Origin of the sequence: Burkholderia sp. TSV86, from assembly GCF_001522865.1 — a bacterium.
Classification (GTDB): Bacteria; Pseudomonadota; Gammaproteobacteria; order Burkholderiales; family Burkholderiaceae; genus Burkholderia.
Map to the genome: position 1 here is coordinate 1 of NZ_LOWB01000135.1, position 22,240 is coordinate 22,240.

General features: G+C 57.6%; 13 protein-coding genes and 6 pseudogenes. 8 read left to right on the forward strand and 11 right to left on the reverse strand.

The features are described from left to right. Positions 1–1,481 precede the first annotated feature (1,481 nt). Positions 1,482–2,522, forward strand: coding sequence for an AraC family transcriptional regulator (locus WS68_RS25385; protein WP_082710300.1), 1,041 nt, complete (start codon positions 1,482–1,484; stop codon positions 2,520–2,522). Positions 2,523–2,711: 189 nt separating this feature from the next. Here the strand turns inward: WS68_RS25385 and WS68_RS25390 are convergent, their stop codons facing one another. The 4 genes from WS68_RS25390 to WS68_RS25405 form a co-directional block, all read right to left on the reverse strand. Next, on the reverse strand, positions 2,712–3,176 hold the full coding sequence (locus WS68_RS25390) for a hypothetical protein (protein ID WP_059573470.1): 465 nt from the start codon (positions 3,174–3,176) through the stop codon (positions 2,712–2,714). A gap of 72 nt (positions 3,177–3,248) precedes the next feature. Further along, entirely contained in the window at positions 3,249–4,469 is a 1,221-nt protein-coding gene (locus tag WS68_RS25395) for a patatin-like phospholipase family protein (RefSeq protein ID WP_059573471.1), read from the reverse strand. Next, a complete protein-coding gene (locus WS68_RS25400) occupies positions 4,466–5,251 on the reverse strand; it encodes a 3-hydroxybutyrate dehydrogenase (RefSeq protein ID WP_059573472.1) in 786 nt (261 codons plus the stop codon). The genes WS68_RS25395 and WS68_RS25400 overlap by 4 nt, the downstream gene beginning before the upstream one ends. A 46-nt stretch (positions 5,252–5,297) precedes the next feature. After that, entirely contained in the window at positions 5,298–6,038 is a 741-nt protein-coding gene (locus WS68_RS25405) for an acetoacetate decarboxylase (RefSeq protein WP_059573473.1), read from the reverse strand. Between the two features lie 465 nt (positions 6,039–6,503). Between WS68_RS25405 and WS68_RS25410 the strand changes: the two genes are divergently transcribed. Further along, entirely contained in the window at positions 6,504–7,100 is a 597-nt protein-coding gene (locus tag WS68_RS25410) for a phosphatase PAP2 family protein (RefSeq protein WP_059573474.1), read from the forward strand. Between the two features lie 35 nt (positions 7,101–7,135). On the opposite strand, the gene WS68_RS25415 is transcribed toward WS68_RS25410, so the two are convergent. From WS68_RS25415 to WS68_RS25425, 3 genes are all read right to left on the reverse strand, one after another. Beyond that, positions 7,136–7,372, reverse strand: a complete 237-nt coding sequence (locus tag WS68_RS25415; protein WP_059573475.1) for a hypothetical protein — start codon at positions 7,370–7,372, stop codon at positions 7,136–7,138. Between the two features lie 221 nt (positions 7,373–7,593). Further along, positions 7,594–8,421 carry a siderophore-interacting protein gene (locus WS68_RS25420; RefSeq protein WP_059573476.1) on the reverse strand — a complete coding sequence of 276 codons (828 nt, stop codon included), beginning with the start codon at positions 8,419–8,421 and terminating at the stop codon, positions 7,594–7,596. A 34-nt stretch (positions 8,422–8,455) separates the two neighbouring features. Continuing rightward, the gene (locus WS68_RS25425; RefSeq protein WP_059573477.1) at positions 8,456–9,247 is read right to left on the reverse strand and encodes a PadR family transcriptional regulator; all 792 of its coding nucleotides are present in this window, start codon (positions 9,245–9,247) and stop codon (positions 8,456–8,458) included. 334 nt (positions 9,248–9,581) lie between these two features. Here WS68_RS25425 and WS68_RS25430 point away from each other — a divergent pair, with 334 nt between their 5' ends. Further along, positions 9,582–9,779, forward strand: coding sequence for an integrase core domain-containing protein (locus WS68_RS25430; RefSeq protein ID WP_156429676.1), 198 nt, complete (start codon positions 9,582–9,584; stop codon positions 9,777–9,779). 13 nt (positions 9,780–9,792) lie between these two features. Here WS68_RS25430 and WS68_RS27095 read toward each other — a convergent pair. Continuing rightward, positions 9,793–10,900: pseudogene (locus tag WS68_RS27095) on the reverse strand (IS3 family transposase). Positions 10,901–10,932: 32 nt separating this feature from the next. Between WS68_RS27095 and WS68_RS29215 the strand changes: the two are divergent. Beyond that, positions 10,933–11,124, forward strand: a pseudogene (locus tag WS68_RS29215) (IS6 family transposase); the annotation flags it as partial. A 307-nt stretch (positions 11,125–11,431) separates the two neighbouring features. On the opposite strand, the gene WS68_RS25445 reads toward WS68_RS29215, so the two are convergent. Beyond that, the gene (locus WS68_RS25445; protein WP_059573479.1) at positions 11,432–16,684 is read right to left on the reverse strand and encodes an autotransporter outer membrane beta-barrel domain-containing protein; all 5,253 of its coding nucleotides are present in this window, start codon (positions 16,682–16,684) and stop codon (positions 11,432–11,434) included. A 600-nt stretch (positions 16,685–17,284) separates the two neighbouring features. Here WS68_RS25445 and WS68_RS28160 point away from each other — a divergent pair. Together WS68_RS28160 and WS68_RS25455 are read left to right on the forward strand one after the other, a co-directional pair. After that, positions 17,285–17,443: pseudogene (locus tag WS68_RS28160) on the forward strand (helix-turn-helix domain-containing protein); the annotation flags it as partial. Beyond that, positions 17,440–18,103: pseudogene (locus WS68_RS25455) on the forward strand (IS3 family transposase); the annotation flags it as partial. The pseudogenes WS68_RS28160 and WS68_RS25455, both read left to right, overlap by 4 nt. Positions 18,104–18,176: 73 nt before the next feature. On the opposite strand, the gene WS68_RS27105 reads toward WS68_RS25455, so the two are convergent. Then, positions 18,177–19,859: a TULIP family P47-like protein gene (locus WS68_RS27105; protein ID WP_082710301.1), complete on the reverse strand. Its 1,683-nt coding sequence runs from the start codon at positions 19,857–19,859 to the stop codon at positions 18,177–18,179. A gap of 26 nt (positions 19,860–19,885) precedes the next feature. Then, complete coding sequence (locus WS68_RS27110; RefSeq protein ID WP_082710302.1) at positions 19,886–21,196, reverse strand: TULIP family P47-like protein; 1,311 nt, start codon at positions 21,194–21,196, stop codon at positions 19,886–19,888. A 484-nt stretch (positions 21,197–21,680) separates the two neighbouring features. Between WS68_RS27110 and WS68_RS29220 the strand changes: the two are divergent. Both WS68_RS29220 and WS68_RS29225 read left to right on the forward strand, forming a co-directional pair. Beyond that, positions 21,681–21,905, forward strand: a pseudogene (locus tag WS68_RS29220) (transposase); the annotation flags it as partial. A 2-nt stretch (positions 21,906–21,907) separates the two neighbouring features. Further along, a pseudogene (locus WS68_RS29225) lies at positions 21,908–22,167 on the forward strand (transposase family protein); the annotation flags it as partial. Positions 22,168–22,240 lie beyond the last annotated feature (73 nt).

Genomic DNA, 22,240 nt, shown 5'->3' on the forward strand with positions numbered 1-22,240 from the left:
AGTTGCAGGCCAATCAGTTGACGGGCGCGCAGGCCGTCTCGACGGTCAATTTGATTCGCGCGTTGGGCGGCGGGTGGTACAGCTAACGATGCGGTTGGGATGTCGATTCGAGTTAACCTAGTTTCCTGGCGCGGCTTCGATCAGGGCCGAAGGCGCGTTTGCAAAAAATTGCGAAAACAATATCGCATCACCGGGATTTAACGAAATTCGGCTTATAAAATAATCAGAATGAAAGTTCATTGGAAATGCACTATTCAAGATGTAATTTTTTATAAATTGATTTGCTTTAATTGGCAATGAGAATTGCCGCGCCGGTAGAGCCGAACTTCATATTGCAGATGCTGACATGGCCAAGAAATAAAAGTATCAGAAGCTTTCTGCGTATTATGGAAGCGAAATTCCATAATAGAAAAAATGAAAAAATCTTTGATTATTCATCTTTGAATAAATATAATTTGACCTTGTCCGATGGTTCCTGTTCGTCATATGGTCGATTCGTTGAATCGACCATATGATGTGAGGGCTATATGCCCGAGTCGTCACGTGCGAGGCGATCTCTCGTAATCGGGGCCGGCGGGGGAGTCGCATGAATGCAGGAGACGATATGGCGACGGGTCATTCCATACTGAAGATGTTGTCCGATTTTCTCGATCGTTGGACAGGTCACGACATGGTGTTGCCCCACGCGTTAGCCGAGCAAATTCGCGCGGAACTCTCGATGAACAGACATCAGCATGCGGCCCGCTCGGGAGGGCTCGTATCCGCATGTGAGGCAATGCCCGATGCGTCGGTGATTGCACCAGGGATGCCCTCGACAATGCCAGTCGAAGGGCGGAACCGCACCCTGCCTTGGGTGCAGACGAACGCACGGGGTGCGTGCCCCGTATCGGATTGTGGGGAGCGGCGGATATAAACGTTGCCGCGGCGCAGGTGCCTGCGTTGACGTTACGGTCCATATGTCTAGAAGCGTGCGGCCCAGCACGCCGAAAAATCTCGATGACCCAGATGCAGCCGGGGCGCGATGTCGGAAGGAATGACGCCGACGTCGCGCTGGTGTGCGCCAGGAAGACGAGACGCATTGAGAAGCAGGTCGATGTTCACCAACGAGGGAAACGATGTCGATCAAGCGTATTGAATTTGCAACCGCATTCGCGCATGGCTGGGCGCATAACTTTCCTGCCGGCTGCGCATTCAGATGCCCGCATTCGATGAGCGGGGCGAGTGGCCAGTTCGGCATGCCGTAGTCGTATTCAGCACGATCCATTGCGTCCCAATGAGTGACCGGCAAATGAGTCATCACGTGCCGATGGCGCTGTTCGAACCATAAGATCGGCACTGCGCGATCTCGCCGGTATTCACGGCACCGAACTCAAAACTCACCGCTTTGCCGCATTGGCTATGCGCCGATTTGATCGGCAGGGACGCGTATTGGTATTTCCCCACTCTACATATATGCGATATCTATAAGAATTGGAGGCAATATGTCTGGCCCGGTTTTCTTTGAGTTTTCGACGTCTCCTTATTCATCATCAGATAAACTCGATGTATGGCGCGATCAGAACGTATTGGCCCAGGTGGTACCAGGAAATCGCGGCATTTCAAACGATTCCACGATTGACAGCCATTTTCATGGCGTTCATGTCAATCAATTGATGATTGGTAATGTAACGTACACCACTAAGTATCAGGATGATCCGGTAAGCTATGACGCGATTCGCTGTGACAAGCGGATTCGCGAAGACGGATTCGATCATTATTTTTTCAGAACGAGCAAGGAAAATGCATGGCGTGCGAGCAAGTTCGATAGTGTCGAACACGTGCTGCCTCATCAGATCGCCATCGCCGACTTGACGAAGCCTTACCAGGTGGAGGTGCATGCCGGGAGCTTCGTTGTGCTTATGGTACCGCGCAAACTGATTCCGTTCGATTTGTCCGAGCGTCACGGCACGGTCGTCAGCGGCACGCTGGCTGCGCTGACGAGCCAGTATCTCCACTCGCTAGCGACGAAGCTACATGACATTTCCGCAGCGGAAGTTCCGAATGTCGCCCAGGCAACCTTGGGTATGCTGACCGCGATGTTGATGCCTACGAAGGACAATCTCCACCAGGCCCAATCCGAGTTGAAGGTTGAGATGTTCGGCCGCATCAAGAAATACATCGCGGAGAATCTTGCATCGCCCGCGCTGAATGTCGAGTCGATTTGCAAAGAGGTCGGATTATCGAGAGCGAGTTTGTATCGACTGTTTGCCGAGAATAATCTCGGCGTCAATGAATATATCAAGGTAGCCAGGCTACGGAAGATATATTTGATACTTTCCATGCAAGGCGAGCCGAAGCGGCGGCTCTCTGATATCGCTTACCAGTATGGCTTTTATAGCGTATCCACCTTGACGAGAGACTTCAAAAAATACTTCGGATTTACACCGAAGGAAATCCAGAGCGCGGTATGGGGCGCCAATCTGAAAATGAGAGAGCGCTCCGACAAGACGGCGCGGGATTACAAGGGATGGCACTACGTTTGAATGAACCCTTGGTGCAAGCGCGCAAGAGTGGATGGCGCATCGGCGGACGGCCCCGTTGGGCGCCTTCAACAACGGCTCACGGGCGCTTCATCTTGACGAGCGCGTGATATTTCGACGCCGGCCAAAGGTGAGAGTTTTCGGGATTGGGGACGGGGCGGCTCGCTGCCGGCTTTAATGCCGGGCTTCCCGTTACAGCCGCTGCAGTTTCGCAAGCGTGAGCACGCGCGCCCAACGCAGTGCATCACGCTTGCTCTGCATCGGCAGCGTCCATTCGGCGTGGTCTGCGTCGCGCACGGCGACGATCAGATACCAACGGCCGTCGCGTATCTCAGTGCGGCAAGCGTCGAGGTCGGTCAGCGTATAGCGGCCGTCCGCGCCATTTTGCGAGAGCCACAGTAACCCTTTCGTCGTTGATACGCGTAAATGGCCCCAGGTGCGTTGTACGACATGCGTCCAACCGTCGTCGTGCGCGTTTGGTGCGATTTCGCGGTAACGCCTGAGCCAAAGGGCGATCACCGCCACAAGCAGCACGGCGGCAACGGCGGCCAAGCCTATCGCGGTCGTGCTGCCTAGGCAGGTGGCCATCGCATCGAAGGCGAGAACGGCGCCCCACATGAGTGCGGCGAGCACGAGTGGAATGAGCAGAAGCGGCATGTCGTCGACAGATAGGGAAAAAACGCGGCCGATGTAAACCGGCCGCGGATTTGCAGCAACGTCGAAAGAGCGTTACCGGATTCGATGGATATCGTGCGTGACGAAGCCTGCGTCGTTGTTGGGCAGGTCGAGGCCGTCGCTCACGGAGAGCGTCTTGCGAATATCAGCGAGCCCGGCATTCCAGTGATCGCGCATCGTCGACAAGCCGAATTGCACGTCTTTGTACTGGTGCTCGTAGGATTTCTGTTGGTAGATCAGGTGCTGCACGTTGTAGCTGCGGCTGCACGACAGCTCTTCGGCTTTTTGGCACCACGGATCTTGCTTGCGCACGTCTTCGGGCACCTGCTCGAGTACCCGGCGCAGCACGTTGCGGAACCGTTGCTCGCGTTGCAGCATGTCGGTCACGAAGCGTGTGCGGCTCGAGTACTGGACGTCTTTGGTGCGTTCGGCAACATCGTTCAGTGATTCCGGCAACGGTCCGTGCGCGTTCCACAGATCGACCTGGAAGACGAGCGTGTCGCGGCGAGGCGTTGCGCGCAGCACCTCCATGAGGGGCGTGTTCGACACCACGCCGCCGTCCCAGTAGAACTCGCCGTCGATTTCGACGGGCGGAAAGCCGGGTGGCAACGCACCGGACGCCATGAAGTGCTCGGGCCGCAGCGTCGTTTTCGTGTTGTCGAAATACGCGAAGTTGCCGGTGCCGACGTTGACCGCGCCAACCGATACCCGGATCTCGCCGGAATTGATCCGGTCGAAGTCGCACAGCTTGAGTAGCGTCGCACGCAGCGCGGACGTGTCGTAATAGCTGACCTTCTCGGGCGGCTGCGTCATGTTCGGCAACAGCGGCGGGAAACGCGGCACGAAAAAGCCGCGCTGCCCTTGCAGGAACGCGCTGGCGGTTTGCGTTGCGGTCAGCATCGAGCGTAAATGCTCGTGACCGTTGAACAGCGCGTGCTCGAAGGCGGCCGGCAGCGACGGGAGGAACGCGGGCTGGCAGATCGTCTCCCAGAACTTTCGCAGTCGCTCGACGCGCCGCTCGGGCGGATTGCCGGCGATCAACGCGGTATTGAGCGCACCGATCGAAATGCCGGCGATCCAGTTGAGCGGAATCCTCGCATCATGAAGCCCTTCGAACACGCCGGCTTGATACGAGCCGAGCGCGCCGCCGCCTTGCAGCACGAGTGCGATCGTTTCATACGGCAGATCGCGGGCCGGCGCATGTGGCGCACTTGCTTCGTTGTGCAGGATTTCCGGGTCGACCGCCTGCTTCTCGGTACGGGCGCGCGGTTTCATTGCATGAACCAGCCGTGGCTGACGATGAACGATTGGCCGGTGAGTGCGGCGCTCGGGAATGCCGACAGAAACAGCACCGTCTTCGCGACATCCTCGACGGTGGTGAACACGCCGTCGACCGTTTGGCCGAGCATCACCTTCTTCACCACTTCGTCTTCGCTGATGCCAAGCTCTTTCGCTTGCTCGGGAATCTGCTTGTCGACGAGCGGCGTGCGCACGAAGCCGGGGCATACGACATGCGAGCGCACGTTGTGTTTCGCGCCTTCCTTCGCGAGCACGCGCGCAAGACCGAGCAGGCCGTGCTTGGCGGTTACGTAGGCCGACTTGAGGGGCGATGCCTCGTGCGAATGCACCGAGCCCATATAGATGACGACGCCGCCGCGATCGTCCTTGTACATATGCTTGAGCGCGGCCTTCGTGGTCAGGAACGCGCCGTCGACGTGAATCGCCTGCATCTTCTTCCAATCGGCAAACGAATAGTTCTCGATCGGATTGACGATCTGGATACCTGCATTCGACACGAGAATGTCGACTGAGCCGAACGTCTGAGCGACCTTGTCGATGCCGGCGTTGACCGCGTCCTCATTCGTCACGTCCATTGCGACGCCAATTGCTTTGCCGCCCGCTTGCTCGATTTCCGCGGCGACCGCATTGGCACCATCCTGGTTCAGGTCAGCGATCGCAACGGCTGCGCCTGCGCGAGCGAGTTCCAGCGCGATTTCCTTGCCGATGCCGCTTGCAGCGCCCGTCACGACCGCGGTTTTGCCGTTCAGATTGCTCATGATCGAATTCCTATGGAGAATGTGGTGGAAGAAAAAATGACGCGCGTCACTGCGCGAGGTAATCGTAGACGACTTCGCCCAAGCCGAGTGTCAAATCGGCGATCAGATGGCGCGCCTCGACAACTTCGAGCACCGGCAGATCGGCAACGGGCGCGAGCGCGTGCTGCGAGAGCGACAGCGCCGCGGGGCCGGTCCATGCGCCTTTCATCGTGATGTCCTGCAGGTAATAGCGGACGAGTTCGCACACGCGCGGCGAGCCGTCGACGTGCGGAATGATCTTGAGCAGGTAGTTCGCTCCGCCGAGGCGCTTGGCTTGCTCGGCGATATCGAGTTCCTTGTGCTTGTAGCCCATCGTGCCTGTCGCGACGCGCACGGGGCCATAGTCGAGCGTGCCGAGCAGCGTGTCGATGTGGGTCTCGAGCGTCGGCTGTGCGAGTTTTTTCGGGAAGCCCCACAATTCGCGGCCTCCCGCAATCGGCGGGTGGTCGTTCAGGTACATGGCGAGCGTATAGCCGCCAGGCTGACCATTGAATTCGACGGGAATCACCTGTCCGCTCTCGGTGTAATCGCCGAAACCCGTCGAATCGGGCATCCGGATGAATTCGTAATGGACGAGAGGCTCGGTGACTTTCAGCGGTTCCGGAACGATTTCGCGCAAGAGATCGATATCGGTGCGATAGGTGATGATCAGAAATTCCCGATTGACGAAACGGTAGGGGCCCATTGGGAATGCCGGGCTAGTAAGTGGCATCGTAAAAGCTTTCGATCGAACATCGCTGGATTTCATGAGCGCTCCTTTCGTGATCGTTTCGTTGGCAGGCAAAAGTATTCGCTATGCTAAGCGCGACCGCGGTACTTGTGCGGTGCCGCACTTGGAAAAGATTATTGCGAAAATTAGTTAAACGAAATGACAAATTTTGACAATTTTGCGAAGGTGGTATGGCGCGAATGTCAGGCGGGGAAGTTCGTTGTCAGGTGTTCGAAATATTTTGAATAAAAAGAAAGGTGAGATTTTTCGGGGGGAATGGTGAGCGGTTACGGGAGAGGAAAGGTGGGCTGGCTTACCAAGAAAGGCTGCGCGATTGAACTTTCATCAAACTTGTGTTCTCGAACCCGTGCGTTGTTAGAATCTTCTGCTTTCTTTTTGGTTTTGTGGCGCTTCGGGTATTAAGTGGTTCTTAAGCATGTGCTTTTTAGCATTGGACGAACCTCATTACTCGTTGGCGTGCGACTCCGCCACTGTTTTCGTCCCATGCAAAATCTTAATCTCGCCATTTTTTCCGCGCTCAACGCGGGCTTGACTCCTCATGCAGCCGTCGCCCATTTGGGGGTGTTTGCCGCTGACTGGCTCGTGTACGCGGTGCCGATCCTGCTATTGCTGACCTGGATCATGGGCGCGCGCCCAACGCGGCGGCAGGCGATTGAAGCCGGTCTTGGAGCGTGCGCGGCACTCGCGCTCGCGCAGCTGATCGGTTATTTCTGGTACTCCGCGCGGCCGTTCGCGCTCGGCATCGGCACGCAACTCGTGCCACACGCGCCGGACAGCTCGTTTCCGAGCGATCACATGACCTTCGTTGCGAGCATTGCGGCGGGCCTTATCGTCGCGGCGGCGACGCGCGTGGCAGGCATCGTGCTCGCCATCATCGCGGTTGTGGTCGGATGGGGGCGTGTTTATGTCGGTGTGCACTGGCCGTTCGATATCGCGGGCGGGGCGCTCGGCGGAACGGCCGGCGCGCTGGCCGTTCATCTGTACGGCCGTCCGTTGACGGCGCTGCTTGATAGGATCGGCGAGACGGTGCATGCGGCCACGCTCGCGCGGTTGCATGGCAAGTCGATTCGCATCGACTAATTATTCCGGCTGATCGGCGCTCACGAAGTTCCGAATCAACCAGGGGTTTTTGTTTCGGCGGCGTCGTTCGGGGTGGCGTGTCCGGCGTCCGTGCTGCCATGCAATTCGACGTTTTCATTCTGCCGCCGATGCGTGGCTTCGCGCTCGATCACACCGTTTTTCAGAATCGCGCACATCGCGACGAATAGTCCGATCGCGATTGCGGCAAGGTTGCAATAGCCGGCAATCCCGAGCTTCTTCCAAATACCGGCGTAGCTGGATGGATGGGGCATAGTGTGTCGGACAACGATGCCCGGGACGAGAACACTTGCTTCGGAGTTCGCGACGAAAAACACTGGCGTGCGCCGTGACACTTTCACCGGGGCAAACGCAGGCCGTCGAAACAGATATAGAACATTGCACGTGCAGATGCAGCAGCGGCAACAACCGCCGATTGCAATGCGCGGTGGTTTGCCGGCGCGATGGAGTACGCCGGCTATTGCGGGCCGCGGGCTTATTCGTCGAGTGATTCGTGAACCGCGCTCGCGCCGCGCTTCCAATACGCGGCTGCTCGAATCCGTGATTTCGCGATGCCGCGCTCGCCGCACAGATGCTCGCGCACGGCGCGCATCTCGGAGGCTTCGCCGGCAGCCCATACATAGCCGTCGCCTGCCGGCAGCGGCAATTCGCGCAGCGCGCTGACCAGTTGACTCGTGTCGTTTGCGGTTTGCGCCGCATCGTTCCGGTGGAGCCAAACCCGATACAGATTCGTGTGGGTTGCAAAGTCGACCTGCGCAGACGGATCCGCGACTTCCAGCACCACCGTGACGCGCGCGCCGGCCGGCAATTCTTCGAGCCGCCGGGCGATCGCGGGCAACGCGGTGTCGTCGCCGATCAGCAGATGCCAGTCGAAATCCTTCGGGATAACGAATGAGCCGCGCGGACCGCCGATGCCGAGCATTTGCCCGACCTGCGCTTGCGCCGCCCATTGCGATGCCGGGCCCGGATGATGCAGCACGAAATCAAGATCGAGTTCGCGCGCGTCGCGATCGTAGCGGCGCGGCGTGAAATCGCGTGCGACGGGGCGCGGCCGGTCTTCGGGAAACACGATGCCGTTTGGGCCGAGTTCGGGGCGCGCGGGCGCGTTTTCGCCGGGAGGCGGAAAAAATACCTTCACGTGATCGTCGAACGACGCCGATTCGAAGTCGTGCAATTCATCGCCTGTGAGCGTGACGCGCATCAGATGCGGTGTGACGGCGCAGACGCGCTTGACTTGCAGCAAGCGGAATTTCAGTGGGTGGCGCACGCGCGCGACTATGCGCCCGGTCAGCGGTTGAGTCATGAAGTGGTTCTCCTTGAAAAGCCGATGTGGGCGCTCAGTCCGTTGTCCGGCCTTCGATTTCAGCGGCGGCGCGCCGCAAGATCGTCGCGATGCGGCGTTGCTCGTCAGCGCTCGCGCCGCTTTTGCGCAGCAGCGCATGTTTTAGCGCCATCCGCGCGTCGACGAATTCCTGCAGCCAGCCGCGCGTATCGTCGTCAGCCGGTGCGTCGCCAGCGAATGCGCGGCGCATGAATTCCATCTTGCGGCCAAGGTGTTCGAGCTTCGCGAACAGCATCTCGACACGTTCGCGCTGCGCGTTCAAATGTGTACGGCCGGTGTCGGCAAGCGCGTAGCGTTTGCGATTGCCTTCCGCTTGCACCGTTACGTAGCCGAGTTCCTCCAAATACGTGAGCGCCGGGTACACCATGCCGGGGCTGGGCGCGTAAAAGCCACCCGAGCGGGTGTCGAGCGCCTTGATCAGTTCATAGCCGTGGCTGGGCTGATCGGCCAGCAGCGCGAGCAGCAGCAGTTGCAGGTCGTCCGCGCTGAACTGACGGCCGCGCGGCAATGCGCCGTCGTTGTCAAAGCCGTTCGGGCCGCCGCCGAAGCCGCTGCCAAAACCTTCGCCGAACGGCCCGAAACCGTGCCGGGCGCCGCCGCGCCGGCGACCGCCGATCATGTGCCGCATGTGATGGAACATCGCGAACGGTCCATAACCAAGCCATTCACGGCTGAATGGGTCGCGGCCGAGCCGTTCATGATGGTGATGTTCACGGGTGTATCGCTCGTGGCCGGATACATCGTGCATGCCGTCTATGCGGCGTGAAAACAGATGAGCATGGCGCATCTCAGGACTCCAATGTGTTTTTAGATGTATCTAAAGATATATATCGAAAGATATAAAGTCAACCTGATTTTTGGGGGATGGAAGGAGGGTGTTGCCTGCTATATCTCAATGATGGTGAGCTTTTTCTCGCATATTGATTTTTGAAGGTAATAGACAGCAGCTATCATCGGGATGACATCCCGCGCGATCCGGATTTGTCCGGTCTTCGCCAATGGAACGGTCTACGACCACGACTGCATTAGCTTCGCGGCCTTTTCACCACGCAATGAGAGTGGTACGGCGGGGGAGATATAGTGGTAGGGAATCTCGTTGCGTAGACCGGTTCCGCTAGACCATGGCGCAGATGTGCCTGAACGAGCACGGGTTCGTCTCAATGCGCCACGCCAAGCGGCTGATTGAGGAATGGCGTATCGAGTACAGCACCGAGCGACCTCATAGTTCACTCGGCTATCTGACGCCTGCGCAGTTCGCTCGGGCACACGATGCAAAGCAGCAGTTTTTAACCTCGGACTCCAACTCCAGTTCGGACTAAAACCGGGGGCGGGTCAATTGAACTGATGCGGCCGTATCCAGTTGTACCGATGCATCAGGTAGTGGCTGATATTCCGGTGTGCTTCCTGCGCGGACATGTAACCCGCTGACGGCAGCCATTCGGTCTTGAAACTGCGCAACAGCCTCTCCATCGGAGAATTGTCCCAACAGTTTCCGCGACGGCTCATGCTCTGCTGTATCCGATAGCGCCACAGGCGCTGACGGAATTTCCGACTCGCATACTGACCGCCTTGATCCGAGTGAAACAGCAAGCCTTGCGGTTGACCACGCTGCTCATAGGCCATCTCCAGCGCCTGCACGACCAGATCGGCATCCGGGCGTGTCGAGAATGCCCAGCCGACGACTCGGCGCGTGAACAAATCAAGTACGGCGGCCAGGTAATGCCAACGGCCTTGTGCCCAGACATACGTGATGTCGCCACACCAGACTTGATTCGGCGCATCAACCTCGAACTGACGGTTGAGATGGTTCGGAATATCGATCCTCTCGACCTTGGCTTGCTTGTATGCATGGCTGCCGGGCTGCTTGCAGATCAACCCCAGCTCTTCCATCAAGCGACTTACCTTGAAGTGGCCAATCGCCGTGCCTTCCTTGCGCATCATGCCCATGATGCTGCGGCTGCCAGCAGAGCCTCGACTCTCGACGAACAGTTCGTGCACCCGGCTGCGCAACGCCATACGCTCGGCATCTACGCGCTGGGCACGCTCTCCCGGTGCGCATATAGACAGGACCGCGATACATCGAATACCGTGCACATCAGTTCGACTGATTCGCCCGCGCAGATCTGATCGATCACTTCGTACGTTCGATGCCTTCCGACATCAAGAGCGCGGTAGCCTTTTTTAAAATTGCCTTCTCGCGCTCGAGGCGTTCGATAGGCGCCTCGAGTTCTTGAATGCGTTGCTGATCCGGCGTGATTGCCTTGCCCGGTGGCGTGACACCCTGACGTTCCATTTGAGGCTGGCGCACCCATCGGCGCAGTACCGTCTCACCGACGCCGACTGAGCGACTCGCCTCCTTAGGGCTGTAGCCCTGGTCGAGCACCAGACACGCGGCTTGCTGTTTGAACTCCGGGGAAAACGTACGACGTTGCTTGGGCATCTGACACCTCTTCATGGCGAGCATACTCGCCTAAATCAGTGTCCGGGTTCATTAGACCACTACAAACACAGGTGTTCCTGTCGTGCTTCGGTCCGATCCGGCAACATTTCGCGCTCAATCGACATTTGCCGCGCGCCTCGCTCTATCGAAAACAACTTGCGGCTCGGTTCGAGGCTTGGCATGTATTCACCAGTCTGGTCCATATTCCGTCTGCGGTCGTCTGATCGACAACACCGGCAATTCTCGATGCGCGCCCAATCAACAACGTGGCAATGCCACAGAACCCAAACTGCGTATTTCGGCGAAGTCGAACACCCATTTCGGTGCGACTGAACACTGATTTCGGAAAGCCCCGAACAGCAGTTTTGCAGGAGGATGACTACGCTGCGTAGCGTGCCTGGAAAAGCTGTCAGATTGCTCCGTTTCTGAAAAATCGGTGTTCAGTCGCACCGAAACGGTTGTTCATTCTGCCGAAATGAGGGTTCATTTTTTCCGAAATACGCACCCAAACAACTACAAGTTGCAGCGCCGTTACCAGCTGTACCGGTAGCCGACCTGCCCGACGATGCCGCGCCGGTAATCGCCGCCGATGTTGCGCGCGATTTTCGCGTTCGCGTACAGCTCGCCCGACTTGTCGAAGCTCGCAGTCACGCCGACTCCGAGCTCGTACCAGGTGCGGCCGAGGCGCGTCGCGAACGGCGTGCTACCCACGACGGTCTGGCCCGGCGACAGGAAGTCGTGCAGCACGTCGGCTGTGAAGTACGGCGTCGCGGCGCCGCCGCCCGCATTCGACTGGAGGTTCGGCCGGAAGATGCGCACGCCGACGCGGCCGCGCAGTGCGTTCGTCGTCGTGCCCGATACGGCCGACACGTTGTCGTTGAACCCGTTCAACTTCAGGTACTGATACATCAGCTGCGCCTGCGGCTCGATCGCGATCGGCATGCCGCCGATCGCGAACAGCTTGCCGACTTCCTGCGACAGCGCAATACCGAAACCGTTCTGCGATGCCTCGTTGCTGTAGCTGTCGCGGTAGCGGTTGCCGTAGTGCGTGACCTGCCCGATGCTGTCGAAGTAGGTGCCGTCCGGCAGATAGCGCGTCCAGTAGCCGCCGACGCTCTGCGCGTGCATCTCGACCGAGCCCGTTGAGGTCGACAGGTTCTGCGTATCGGCGCGCGCCATGTCGCTGAAACTCGCGTTCGACACGCCGATGCTGGCGGTCACGCCCGCATGCGTGCTGCCTGCGCCGTTCGGCGCCTGGTCGAGCGTCCAGTCCTTGCCGAACTGCGCGAAGAACGTGCGCTCGTCGGCCGCGAAGCGGCCCGCGTTCGCATCGAGGCTCTGGCCGCCGATGCGCCCCCACACGCCGTCGCGATTGCCGGCCTGTTGCTTCTCGACATTGTAGATGTCGCCAACGCGTTCGTGCAGCTTGCCGAGCGTCGAGAAGCCGTAGTCGGCGTTCAGCTGCGGCATCATCGCGTAGCCAGAGACGCTCGGACGATACGCGATTGCGCCGCCGTTCCCGTTATTGTGATTATCACCGGAGTCGGCCTGATCGAGTCGCGAACGCAGGTACCAGCCGTTCGCGTCGCTCTGACCGCCGCGATAGAGCCGGTATTCGTACGCGCCGGCTTGCACAGGGCCTGCGAGATGGAACGCCGACGCGATGGTCGTGCCGCCGTTGGCCGTGACGACCACCGGGATCCCGTCGCCCGTCGTCTGCGCACCGGTGCCGGCCGTATTGGTGATCTTCAGGCCGGTCGTGCCGCTTGCGGCGCCGCCGTTCACGATCAGCCGGTCGGTCGGCGACGCATCGGCGCCGAGATACGTGTTAAGCGCGATCGTGCCACCGTTGCCGACATAGCTGCGGGTCGTCAGCGTCTTGTAGCTGCCCGTGAGCGTTGGCGGACCGATGGGGGCGGCGAACGCGACGAGGCCCGCGTTGTTCAGGCTGTTCAGGACCGAGCTGCCCGTCATGCGCCACGTACTCGTGCCATCGATGGTCAGCGCGACTGGATCGATCTTGCCGGTCAGCGTCGTGCCGTTCGTGAGGACCACGTTGCCGGTGCTCGATGCGTCGGAGACGATGTCGCCGGCCAGGTTCACCGCCGATGCGTTGAACGTCATGTTGCTGCCGCTCGCGAGGTTCAGCAGCGTGCCGTTGCCGGCCGTCACGACCGTGCCGTTGCGTACCGCGATGTTGGCCGTGCCGCCGCGCGCGGCGAAGGCCGGCCCGGCGACGGACGCCACGCTGCCGCCGTCGACTAGGACCGAACTGGTTGCGCCGTTCGCGAGCGTGTCCGACGTCAGCACGCCAGCCGTCGCGCCCTTGAGCGTCGTGCCGGTCAACGCGAGTACGCCGCCGCTGTTCGCGGTTGTGCCGTTGCCGGCCGCGCTGTGGATCAACGAACCCGTATCAGCGATGCGCCCGCCGTTCTGCGCGACGACGCCATCGGCCGCGCTGCCCGACGCGGCGATTGTCGCGCCCGACAGCAGCGCCGTCGCGCCGCCGTCCATCACGACCGCATGCGCGCCGGCGCCGGTCGCCGCGACCGTCGTGCCATTGGCCGCGAGCGTCGAATCGGTGCCCGATACGTATAGGCCGTGCGCGTTGGTGCCGGTGGTGCGGACGACCGTCGCCGCATCGGTCGTGATGCGCGCGCTCGCACCGGTCGACGTGACGCCGTCCGCACCGTCGCCGGTCGTGGCGATCCGCGTGCCGGCCAGCGCGATCGTGGCGTTCGTGCCGAGGTTGTGGATCCCGCTGCCCGATCCGCCGGCCGCGATCGACGTCGCGCCGGCCGCGATGCCGCCGCCCGTGACGGTCGAGTCGATTAGCACGCCGTCGGCGCTGCCGTTCGCTGTCACGGTGCCAGCGCCCGACAGTGCGACCGATGCGCCGGCCCCCGTCAGGCGCACGCCCGCGATACCGTCGTCAGCTTCGATCGAGCCGGCGTTGGCGAGTATCGCCGACGCCCCCTGCACGAGCGCGCCGGTGCCGTCGGACACGCGAATCGTCGACGCGTTGTTCACCGTGCCTTGTGTGCCGACGACGACGGCCGTCGAGCCGGCACCGGTCAGCAGCACCGTATTGCGGTTCTCGAGCGTGCCGAGGTTCTGCGCGACGAAGCCCGTCACGCCGGCGGTCGACGACGTCACGGCGGCGCGGTTGGTCAGCGTCGTCGCGACCGGTGCGCCGGCGTTCGTGCCGGTGAGGTCGTGCGCCTGCCCGTCGACGACGCCTGCGATCGTGCCGGCCGCGTTCAGGTTGATCGTCGCGTCGGCGTCGATCGTGCCGTTCGCACCGCCCTCGACCGCGATTGCGATGGCGTTCGCGCCGTTGACGTTGTAAATTGCATTGCCGGTCGACAGCGTCGTGCCGGCGTCGGTCGTGAGCACGCCATGCGCACGCTGGCCGTTGACGTCGGTCGTCAGCGCGCCGGCCGTCGACGTGCCCGTGTACGCTGCGCCGCCCGCGACGCGGAACAGCGTCGAATCGTCGGTGTCGACGGTGAGGTGCTGCGCAGCGACGTTGATCTTCGACCCCGCGCCGTATGCGTAGAAGCCGATCTGGTTCGTGCCCGACATGAAGGCCGGCACCGCGTTCGCGTCGACGTTGATCGTCGCACCCGAGCGTGCGTGCACGCCGATCGCGCCGGTGCCCGTCAGGTTGACCGCGCCGTTCAACGTCGAGGTCGCATTCAGCCCTTCGGCCCAAACGCCGTAGTTGCGAGTCCCTGACGCGGGATTGAGGCCCCCGGCCACGTTGATCGTGCCGGTAGACGTCGCGGACGTTGGGTTCGTGCCGGTCCCGACGACCATGACGCCGATACCGTTCACGCCGTTCAGCGCAATCGTGCCGGTGTTGGTCACGGTCGCAGCCGTATCGGCCGCGAGCATGCCGACGTTGGCGAGTGGCGTTCCTGGTGCCGCACCGTTTACGACGATCGTGCCCGCATTGTTCAGCGTACCGGACGACGAGTTAATGCTCGCAAGAGCGGCACCGCTCTGCGTCTGCGAGCCAATCACGATGGTGCCAAGGTTGCTGGCGGTGCCCGATGCGCCGAGCAGGATGCCGTATGAATGTACGGACAGCGCCACATCGTTCACGGCCTCCGGCGACGCAGCATTGTACTGAGCCGCGCGGCCGAGATAGATCGTGCCGCCGGCTGTGTTCGTGAAGCTGCCGCCGGCGACAAGGCCGCCGATCACCTGGCTGTCGAGCGGTGTCGTGTTCACGCCGACGTTGATCGTACCGGCGTTCGAAGCACTCGCGCTTCCTGTTACCGCCACTGCATAGTTCTGCAGATCCGCTTTGTTGCTGATGTAGTTCCATGCACCGACATTCACCACACCGTTGTTCACGAACGTGGTGCTGGCGCCGTTTGCATACACGCCGTTGCCTTCGGTGTACGCGTGGAAGTCGAAATTGTTCGGCTGCGCGCTGCCGCCCGTGTTGAAGTTGTCGCCGGATGCGTACCCGGACGAGATCGCGCCGTTGTTGACGCCGCTTGCTCCGCTCAGCAGGCGCACGAGCGTGAAGTCGCCCGACAGGCGGCCGTCGTTGACGAAGTGCGCGCCGTTTTCCGCGAGGACCGCCGAGCTCGTTTCGACTGTGTTAGGTTGAGTGCCGTCGACTACATTGACACCGCGGAAGTCGATCTGACCGTTTTGGCCGATATGAACCGTCGCGTTCGCACCAGTACCGTGCATCACAGAAAGGTGATCGATGGGCAGCGTGTTCTGGTCGCTTGCGGAGACGTTGTTCGCGAACTGGAACGGCTGCTGTGTAACCGAGACGGCCTGGTTGAACGCGTTATCGTAGGCGGATTGCGAGCCGAGCGCGCCGCTCTTCAATGAGCGCACCAGAAAATCGTTGTACGCGGCGAGCGACGCGGTATCGGTAACCGTCCAGGTGCTGCCGTCGAACGCGGTGAACTTGCCTGTGTAGGCCGGCACGTTGAGATAGACAGTACCGACTGGACCGCCGAGGCTCACATAATCGCCAGTATTGAACAAGACTTGGTTGCGCGAGTTCCAGTTAATGGCACTCGACGTTGCGCCGGTGCCGTCCGCAAATGCGAGGTCGGTCTGCTTGGCCGCCATCGTGAGTGAGTTGCCGGTCGCGGAAGGCGCGTTCGCCGGATTGCCGATCGACACGTTCAGGGTGCCGCCGGAACTGTTGACGGTGCCGATTCGCGTATTGATGTATTGGTTGCCATTAACGTCATGGAAGGCTAATACAGTGGTCGAGCCTGCGGTCGACGTGGTAAACGCAGACGAGTTGTAGGTGGCAACCGAAGTCTGAGTGCCCGTGATCGGGTCCGGCGTACTGACACTCTGCATCTTGGCGCCAAGCGACAGCAAAGGCTGATTTGGGTTGCCCGATACGATGGTTGTATTACCGAGCGGCGTTTCCGTGTAGCCACTGTCGCCAAAGGCACCGGTCCATGCACCCGTAACGGCGACCGCGTCGCCGCCTGCAACGGATGTTGCTCCGGCCAAATTGCCGTTAGCGGTTGGGGTGAAGCTGCCCAGCGTACAAGTGCCGCCATTCGTGACAGTTGTCCCGTCGCCACAGGTTGAAGCAAACGCGGGGGTGGCCGACAGCGTGGTCAGCGCAGCGGCGAGCATGGCGAGGTTCGCTTTCGCGATCTTAAGGTGCGTGATATCTCGACTTGTACAGGATTCACTGCTCGAACGCTTGCTGCGTGCACGAGTCGTTTCCGCGACGGCAACCCAACAACCGGAGACGTCACTCCAAATGGATGCAAACAATCGATTCATGAAATTTTTATGTTGAAGATAAAAATTTTTATATCGCGAGGGCGTTGGCACATGGATATTGCCGAGATCGCGATGCGCCCCTTTCCCCATGGCTTACGCGGTGGTCCCCTTACAGCGGACGGACTTCAGGTGTCCAGCGCTGAGCCTCCGGTTGAGCTACACAAATTTCGGCTATGTGAAACGCGGTCGCCAAGCGAGGTGAGAGTATTGCCCCTTTTAAGTATTGCCCTTCATAGGTCGCCTTTTATTTTTAAAGAGTTATTTAATAATCAATCTAGCGATTCGATAGAATGCAGCGCAATGATGCTCTCGCCTATCAGGCTACGCTAATTTACAAGATTGTTACTTTGCCGAGCATGTTACAGCATTAAGTGCTCAACTTTTCGTGGTTAACAATGTTTTTATTTTGCGATATGAATATAAGTTATATATATAATCAATAAAATTTATTTAATTCGGAATCTGTTTATTTTGGTGGATTATTTTCTCTTTGCTATAAACAAATGGGTGCCCCCGTAAAAATACTGGGCTGTTGATTTGCACGGAAACCTGACCCACTGGGGATGCGTCCAAAATCTTGGGCTACTTTGGAGGTAGTCCATGTATTCATGCGAAGAACGCATGCGGGCGGTCGAGCTGTACGTGAAACTCGGGAAGCGCATCAAGGCGACCATTCGCCAGTTGGGCTACCCAACGAAGAATTCACTCAAGGCGTGGTGTGACGAATTCGAGAAGAGTGGCGATCTGCAGAAGGGGTACGCGTGCTGCTGCTCCGGGACGGCTATCAGGTCAGCAAAAACCGGCTGTATCGCTTGTATCGCGAAGAAGGCCTGTAGCGTAGCGACAGGCCGAACCGCAAACGGCGGGCACAAATGACGTCCCGCCCGCGTCTGGGCCACAGCGGCGAACCATGCGTGGAGTTTGGACTTCGTAGCAGACCAGCTGGCAGGCGGTCAGCGATTTCGTGCGCTGACCATCGTTGATGTATTCACGCGCGAAGCGCTGGCAATCGACGTCGGCCAGCGGCTGGGAGCGCCGGACGTCGTGCGAGTGCTGAAGGAATTGCGCATGAGGCGTGGAGCACCGCGCGCGCTGTTGTGCGATAACGGCTCGGAATTTGCCAGTCAAGTGCTGGACTTGTGGGTTTACCATCACAAGGTCGAGATTGCCTTCAGCCGGTCCGGCAAGCCAACGGACAACGCGTTCGTGGAGTCCTTCAATGGCACGCTTCGCGACGAGTGTTTGAACGCGCACTGGTTCACGTCGTTGACGGACGCCAAAGAGCAGATTGAGCAATGGCGGGTGGAATACAACGAGAGTCGGCCTCACAGGGCCCTCGGCGAAATGTCACCTGCCGAATACGTCCGTCAGCTGGGCCTGCAGGCCCAGCTGACGGACCAACAGAACGCCGAAGACTAACATTGCCCTTGGCACTGAAAACCGGGGCCGCTCAATACCCCCGCCCCAAGGGGCGGGGAGCCTCATTTTTACATCAGCTAGCTGCATCCATTGCCAAAGCCATTACCAGACTGCTACGAAAGCTTGCTCCAATAAGTTTGTAATCAGACAAACCTGGCCACACTGATGCACCCATGCAGTTTGCTGCAAAATTGTCAAAGGCCGGAATATCATTGTATTTTTTCGAAGCAATTAATTGGGCGATCTGGGTCCCAATACCAGGTGTGAACCCTGCAATGGCGGTGATTAAGCCGAGGCCAGCACGAAATTGAGTGGACGTAAAAATCCCGCAGTTCTGTACTAGAGACGAATCTGCAGGCGCAGCAGCACCTGCATCGGCCGCCGCTGCGCCTGCTTCATTTTCAGTAGTTAATAGCTCAGGGGATTCCGCAATAGCTTCAGCCATAACTTCTTCGCCCATTACAATTTCCGCGGTATTTGCAGCCTCATCGACAGTCACTGCGACGCCTTCTACTATTTTAACGGCAAATCCACCCACAGCACACAGAAGTCCAGCAACCGCCCCGACGGCCATCACAACGATATTGGCAATCTGCAACGACTCCGCCACGCTTACGTTGGCGGTGATGCTAGGATTACCAAAACCGGTGATATCTGGAATAAATACATAGTTACCGTTTTCTGCCCGTACCGTTGTGTAGGTAAATTTCTGGGTCAGATTCATGTGGACCGTGATGCCTGGAGATGTCTCATACTTTGCGTCGGCAATTTCCAAATATACATAAGTATCGTCGGCGCGCATGGTAAAATTGTTTTTTGCGATTGCCGGGCTAATAATACCGCCTTTCGTTGCAAAATTCCCCCAAACCAAGTCCTTCACGTTTGTTACTGATAACCCATCTGCACTGAAACCAAAATCGGAAGCGGACGACCCTTGAATAGTCGAAATGGCGCCATGCAACAACATATTCTGTGCCACCATGGTTTCGCTGATTACAAATGAAGAATTGGCACCTTTAGGCAAATTCAATAGTGCTCGTACATCTACTGCTTGTTGCATGGTTGGCGGCACTGGATGATTTTGCACCATGGCAATCAATCCAAACGCGCTGTTCTCAAGCGAGCCATCTTCTGGTGATGCTACTGCATATTGAAAGGCTGTTGGTTTTAGCCATTGGAAGCCATCTTTATCAGCTACTTCGTTTAAATTCATCACCGCAAAAACATGGCCGAATTCACTAATTTTTTCATTAAAATATTTACTAAATATGCTTGGCAGTACATCTTTCAATAGATCATCTGTTATATTGGGGAATTCCCCTGAAATCACCGAAACCGCTGGGTCCAGGCCCACTCCACTAGTATTGATAATCAATTTTTGAGGCTTACCTTGATCTTTTGCAGTCGGATCATTGATGGGATCGGTTGCTGCCACAGCTTTCAGCTTAACCTGAATCAATAATTTTGAACCTTTGAGGTCGCCTTCCATCTCTCTACCAGCTGCGGTTCCAGACTGTACCTCACAGATCATCTGCACATCGCCGCCGGCACCACCTGGTGTCAGTTGCCATGATGTCCAGTTACCAGAAATAGTAATTTTTGTCACATCCGAATAATTAAATTGTTTCGGGTAACTCTGTTGCTTCATAATTGCTTGGTTTACTACAGGAAACGGAGCAATATACGCAGTATCCCAGCCGAACGTGTCGACTGAGGTATCCGTGGGGGTAACGACTTGAATGTTATTAGTAGCCATGTTTTTTTCCAGATATGTGTGAAATTTTAGTTTAATGAACCTTGCATGTAGATATTATTGGCTAGCCCTCCTGCATTTACGGTTATGCTTTGTTGACCACTCCAAGTAACTAATCCCGGTGCCAGCTTGCCAAGCGATTGCGCGGTCTTCGAGGATGTAAGATTGCCGACCGAGTTTTGAATTGCCAAACTGATGGCATCAATCACTATATTCATGATGCCCAACGTCAAAATTCCTATCGCCTGTTCCCAGCAAGGGATATGCGAATCTTTTGTAATAGTCATCTCGTTATCCGCCAAAAAAGATAATGTGCGGCTTGATACATTAAACGCCGACATATTGTTGGATGTCACAGAGTTTGTGACATACGCGCCACTCAGCCCCGAAATATCTGTACTGGTTGCCACATAGCAGCGTATCGAGCTGTCATCAATATGATAGTTAACGGCTGTAACAGTGGGGGTATAATCGATTAGCCCCACCCTGACTGAGTTTAGGTCGAATCTCTCTCTCATAGTGATGGAGCCATTCGAATTCAAAGAGAAGTCATTCATGTGACAGTTGCCTTGGAATGCCGCGGGCAATGATGGGATAATCACGTTTTGCATGAACGCTTGCCCGGACAAAATGAAACCGAAGTCTTTATTCAGCAACAAGTTGGTATCAAAATTACGCGGCAAGCTATCGATAGATCTATTGCTAAGCATACCGAGAATGGCTATCCCACCAAGCGAGTTATTGATCGGCTGTTGGTAGGCATACGCTACATTTACTGGCGTTAGCCAGTCTGCATTTTGCCCTGTCGGTACTGGCAGCATATCGCCAAAAACGAAGTCAAGCTGATTCGCGTTTTGCGTAAAAACGGCACCAAGCCCAGCTGTTAGCACGGCGGCACCCCAGGCAGCTTCGGCTTTGTCGAGATACTTCGCAAGAGCTCCTGATGTATCAGGGTTGATTACCGTTACTGCACCAGGTGTAGTATCACCCCTTTTTTTTCCAACCGTTGTGCAATTGAACACCAATGTGCGAGCCACCTGCTGGTTGCTTCCCTTGATTAGCTTCAATTGCATCTGCACAAGAGGGATAACGCCATTCAGCGAAATGGTTTCATTAAACTTTTTAAAATACACTTCTCCCGATGTGATAGGTGTTTCGAACTGCAATAGTGGGCCGCTACCACCTGGAACAATACGCCATGCGCCGAACTGTCCAGAAATCTTGACAGCTGAATCCTCATAGATGAAAGACTGAATCAGTTTGTCGGCATTATTAGCGAGCTGCCGGTTGATATATTCTCCAGAGCACGCATACACTACATCCCAACCGTAGTTATCCATCGCCAATTTACCTCCGAAAAAATTCCAGACTGACAGTCAGTTGAGATAGTCGCCTATTTCTTCCCTTACCTACCTCGTTTTGAACATGGTGAATTGCTTCAAGCAGCTGCAGAGGTTTGACGCAGACAAAATCGGACGTAGACATGGAAATCTCATCAAAGTGTTTTGCGACACCACACGATGCCGCACTACCTTTTAGGCAATGACCATGCCAGAAACGTAACTAATTGATTTGTCGACTGTTTGAAAAAATTGTGACGAGTAGGCTTTGCGGATCTGGTCAAAACCGTCCGCCTATCCAAAGAAAGTTGGACGATTCGAAGCGATGGGCAGGGCATTGTCACGTTATTTGTAGCGGCTTGCATTCGAAAACGACCGTGCTTGAAATCAGCGGCGTTTTCTGCTCGAAATAACGTAAGTGCGAAATTCTCCGCACCTAGCCGGCGCGGCTGAATCAATCCACGATTGCGTCCGCAGACTTGAATTGCGGACGCAAATGATGACCGACACTGACTTTGACTTTCTCCCTCTGCGAGTGACCCGGCCGTGCGCGGACGGTAAGCATCGGTACGATCCGGAGGGCAAGCTTAAGTTGATCGAAGCCTGCCGCTAGCCGGGCGCGTCATTGGCAGGTCTGGCGCTGAAGGCTGGGGTCAATGCGAACCAGTTGCGCAAATGGGTACAACTGCGAGAACGACGGGAAGTTGCTTACCCGCATCCATCACGGTCGACAACGGGCCGGAGTTCGCTGGTAAGGTGCTGGGATGCATGGGCCTACGAAGCTGGTGTCACGCTGTCGTTCATTCAGCCTGGCAAGCCGGTGGAGAGTGCCTATATCGAGAGCTTCAATGGGCGGTTTCGCGATGAAATGCCTGAACGAGCACGGGTTCGTCTCGATGCGCCACGCCAAGCGGCTGATTGAGGAATGGCGTATCGAGTACAGCACCGGGCGACCTCATAGTTCACTCTGAATCGCCCCGGGTTCATCGGAGACCGATTTGTTTGAGTCAGGCCGCCTTGGCGACGTCCTCAAACTGCCGATAG

What these genes read in the sequence shown, in the direction of transcription:
- WS68_RS25385 (WP_082710300.1), top strand. Translation starts at nt 1,482, where the DNA reads ATGTCTGGCCCGGTTTTCTTTGAGTTTTCGACGTCTCCTTATTCATCA.
- WS68_RS25395 (WP_059573471.1), bottom strand. Translation starts at nt 4,469, where the DNA reads ATGAAACCGCGCGCCCGTACCGAGAAGCAGGCGGTCGACCCGGAAATC.
- WS68_RS27110 (WP_082710302.1), bottom strand. Translation starts at nt 21,196, where the DNA reads ATGGATAACTACGGTTGGGATGTAGTGTATGCGTGCTCTGGAGAATAT.
- WS68_RS25445 (WP_059573479.1), bottom strand. Translation starts at nt 16,684, where the DNA reads ATGAATCGATTGTTTGCATCCATTTGGAGTGACGTCTCCGGTTGTTGG.
- WS68_RS25415 (WP_059573475.1), bottom strand. Translation starts at nt 7,372, where the DNA reads ATGCCCCATCCATCCAGCTACGCCGGTATTTGGAAGAAGCTCGGGATT.
- WS68_RS25400 (WP_059573472.1), bottom strand. Translation starts at nt 5,251, where the DNA reads ATGAGCAATCTGAACGGCAAAACCGCGGTCGTGACGGGCGCTGCAAGC.
- WS68_RS25390 (WP_059573470.1), bottom strand. Translation starts at nt 3,176, where the DNA reads ATGCCGCTTCTGCTCATTCCACTCGTGCTCGCCGCACTCATGTGGGGC.
- WS68_RS25405 (WP_059573473.1), bottom strand. Translation starts at nt 6,038, where the DNA reads ATGAAATCCAGCGATGTTCGATCGAAAGCTTTTACGATGCCACTTACT.
- WS68_RS25420 (WP_059573476.1), bottom strand. Translation starts at nt 8,421, where the DNA reads ATGACTCAACCGCTGACCGGGCGCATAGTCGCGCGCGTGCGCCACCCA.
- WS68_RS27105 (WP_082710301.1), bottom strand. Translation starts at nt 19,859, where the DNA reads ATGGCTACTAATAACATTCAAGTCGTTACCCCCACGGATACCTCAGTC.
- WS68_RS25430 (WP_156429676.1), top strand. Translation starts at nt 9,582, where the DNA reads ATGGCGCAGATGTGCCTGAACGAGCACGGGTTCGTCTCAATGCGCCAC.
- WS68_RS25410 (WP_059573474.1), top strand. Translation starts at nt 6,504, where the DNA reads ATGCAAAATCTTAATCTCGCCATTTTTTCCGCGCTCAACGCGGGCTTG.
- WS68_RS25425 (WP_059573477.1), bottom strand. Translation starts at nt 9,247, where the DNA reads ATGCGCCATGCTCATCTGTTTTCACGCCGCATAGACGGCATGCACGAT.